Genomic DNA, 2809 nt, shown 5'->3' with positions numbered 1-2809 from the left:
TCCTGCGGACACAGTTGACGAAACACTATGCCTTTTCCATAGACTGATAAGAATTATGTTAGCACTTTATTATCCAGGAACTTACCAAAAGATAGAATATCTTGAGAAGGAAAAAAAACAAAAAATCAAGAAGAAACTGTTTAGTTTGGCCCGTTTTGTGGGGCAAAAATGGTCTCTACCAGGGCTTTTAATCTCAACTTTTGAAGGCTCTCCGGCGGCTAAAGAGGAAAATCACCCGGCTAAATACGCTGAAATCATAAATGGCGCCGTAAGGCTTTGTTCTTTCGGGCAAAAAGAACATGCCATTGAAGTGCTTGAACGAAACTTTCAAATGGAAGGAGAAGAAATAAGAGGCCATCTTGCCAAGGCTTTTGATATTACCCGCGAGCTTTATGGCCCACTGCTCAAGGATTTTAAAGAATCTTTCCCTTCAAAAGCGAGTCCAGAAAGGCAGGAGATTTCCAACGAAGGCTTATTCCAGAAGGCTATCCAGGAAATTACTTCTAACCTGGTCTCCCAGGCGGATTTTAAGTACATCCTTTCTATGGTTTGTGAAACTTTAATAAGAGTGTTTCACTGTGAAACCGTCCTTTTCGGCCTTTGTAACCAGGACCAAAAAGCCGTTGTTATACGTTATGCCTTAGGAAAAAACAGAAAAGCCTGGAAAAACTTCACTTTTCCCTTAAATGGAACCATAAAAAAGCTTTTTCACAAACAAGTTGAATGGACTTGCTCTGGAAAAAATATTCCCGAGCTATGGGCCAGTCCAAGGGAAGCGGAAAAGGATGTTCTAATATCCCCTCTGGTTCTTTCTTCCTGCCCAATAGGGCTTATTTTTGCTATCAGGGAACACTCTTTTTCAGGAGAAGAACTGGCAAAAATAGAAATCCTTAAAAATTTGCTGTTGCTTTCTTTAAAGAGGTAATAAGATTTGGCGATAGTGCCTGTTATGAAACTACTTCAGCTGAGGTTACTTTGAGGCGCTTATTGCTATACCTCCTTGCAGTGATAAATAGGAGGGTCTTTGCGGGCCACGAAGTGGTGAAGCAATCTTTATCCCGAGAGGGGAGGAATCTGAAATTGCCCGGTAACTATGTCGCCTCGTGATGACGCCCTGTAATGAGGAATGTGCTCCATTTAGCAGTTAAACGTCTCAGCCAGCACCCTGCCCAGGTCTTCAATAGAAAATGGCTTAGTTAAAACCTTAATAGCTCCAGCTCTTTCAAGAGATTTTTTTAACTCTTGGCTTCTTTCTTCGGTAATTATTAAAACTTTTGCCCTGGGATGAAGTTCTTTTAAAGTTACTAAAAATTCCAGACCATTCACTTGGGGTAGATGGTAATCAGAAATAACCAGGTCAAAAGGGTTGTTTTTAGCTAAAGCTTCTTTATAAGACCTAAAAGCCTCATCGGGGGTTTTTACCCAGATTACCTTGTAATTCATAAATTCCAGGGATTCTTTCAAAAAAGACCCTATCTCTGGCTCATCTTCTAGCAATAAAATACGTTTTTTAGCCGCCACATAAATGCTAATTTCAGGCCCCTTTTCTCTTTCTCCGGGAAAGGATTCAATGGCGTTTTCTTTTAGTGTGGCTGGTAAAAAAACTTCAACTTTAGTCCCCTCCTGGGGCTTACTTTCAAGGTAGATGTCTCCACCATTAGACCACACTATTGCCCTTACCATAGATAGACCTAAACCTCTGATTTTGTCTTTTGAGGAAAAATAAGGGATAAAAACCAGAGGAAGTTCAGAAGGTCCAATTCCTTTCCCATTGTCAATGAGAACAAATTTGACATAAGGGCCCGGATTCAATTTTCCTTTTTTAGTAGATAAATAGATGTTTTCCGCTTCAAGAACTATTTGGCCTCCAGCAGGCATAGCTTCTAAAGAGTTTTTGACCAAATTAATAAAAATTTGGACCAAATGTATTTTATCTATCTTGGGCATCCAGACATTTTCGGGGATATATAAAGTCCATTTAATATTTTTGTTAGCCAAAAGAGACTCTAAGACTTCCTGTAAGGTCTCATGTAAATCAAATTTTTGTTGATGAACGTCTTTCATTATATTTTCAGCAAACTCTCTGGCTCGTGATAAGGCTTTAAAGGCCTTTGCCAAATGATTATTCTTTTCTTGCGGACTTTTAGCCATATGGGCCAGTTCAAGTTGGCCCTGGACAGCAAAAAGAAAATTTCGAAAATCGTGAGCTAGACCTTTTAAAATAAAATTTATAATTTCAGATTTATCTTTTTGAATGAGGGGGAAGGCTTTTTCTGTCTCTTTTAGGAAGGAAAAAAAGAAAATTCCGCCTTTTAAAACATTGTTTTGAACAAAGGGAGAATAATTAACCTGGACCTCATAGCCTTCTAAATTGGCAAAAAACTGGGAAGCTTTCTTGATATCCCAGGAAGGAAAAATATTCTTTAAATTTTTTTCTCCTTCAAAAACTTTTCCCAAAATATTGGTAAGGGTTTGACTGGCAATTTCTATCTCGCCTTTTTCATTGCAAAAGATTATGGGAGCAGGAATATTTTTAAGCAAATCTAGACAACCCCTTTCCATTTTTTGACCTCTCATACTTCCTTTAAAAAGATGTATCTTGAGAAGCCTTATTTTTAGTTCGTCACTTTTAATGCATAACTTAAATACATCAAAAAATAAAGGATTAAATGGATACATTTTTCACCTCGGCTAAAAAGAAAAAACTTCCCGTCTCTATGAGAGAAAGAAAAACCAACAAAGCCCTCTCTGAGATTCTTTCTCTTACAATCTCCTTCTTTTTGTCACTGCGAGGAGCACGGAAGCGCGA

2 protein-coding genes are annotated in these 2809 nt (G+C 38.3%); one reads left to right on the top strand and one right to left on the bottom strand.

Going from position 1 to position 2809, the window contains the following annotated elements:
- The coding region (locus TH606_RS11005) for a GAF domain-containing protein (RefSeq protein WP_231887787.1) at positions 1 to 925 on the top strand (925 nt) is incomplete at its 5' end.
- Positions 926 to 1137: 212 nt separating this feature from the next.
- Here the strand turns inward: TH606_RS11005 and TH606_RS11000 are convergent.
- Positions 1138 to 2679 (bottom strand): ATP-binding protein, encoded by a 1542-nt coding sequence (locus TH606_RS11000; protein WP_068544026.1) that lies wholly within the window; start codon positions 2677 to 2679, stop codon positions 1138 to 1140.
- Positions 2680 to 2809 lie beyond the last annotated feature (130 nt).

It is taken from the genome of Thermodesulfatator autotrophicus (assembly GCF_001642325.1).
Taxonomy (GTDB): Bacteria; Desulfobacterota; Thermodesulfobacteria; order Thermodesulfobacteriales; family Thermodesulfatatoraceae; genus Thermodesulfatator; species Thermodesulfatator autotrophicus.
The sequence above is the reverse complement of the archived record's forward strand: the minus strand, read 5'-3'. Positions and strand labels throughout refer to the sequence as shown.